1 pseudogene is annotated in these 308 nt (G+C 54.9%); it reads left to right on the top strand.

Annotated features, from left to right (window positions below):
- A pseudogene (locus tag FDX22_RS29860) lies at positions 1-308 on the top strand (type VI secretion system tip protein VgrG); the annotation flags it as partial.

Here is a 308-nt window from a genome sequence, read left to right as displayed (position 1 = left end):
CCCGGAGACCTGCCCGGCACAAAAACACAGATGACTATCCGCTCGAAAACCTGTAAAGGCGGGGGATTTAATGAACTGCGCTTTGAGGATGCGACGGGTAACGAGCAGGTGTATATCCATGCGCAGAAGAACATGGATACCGAAGTGCTGAATAACCGCACCACCGACGTGAAAGTGGACCACACAGAAACCACCGGCAATAACCAGAGTATTACCATCGGACTCGGGCAGACGGTGAAGGTGGGTAAGGAGAATGCCGCAGGGCATGACCAGACCATCACCGTGGCGCATGACCGCAGCATCACGGT

Source organism: Citrobacter sp. TBCS-14 (genome assembly GCF_005280805.1).
Lineage (GTDB): Bacteria > Pseudomonadota > Gammaproteobacteria > Enterobacterales > Enterobacteriaceae > Citrobacter > Citrobacter gillenii.
Note: the sequence above shows the minus strand (reverse complement) of the source record. Positions and strands in the feature narration are given on the sequence as shown.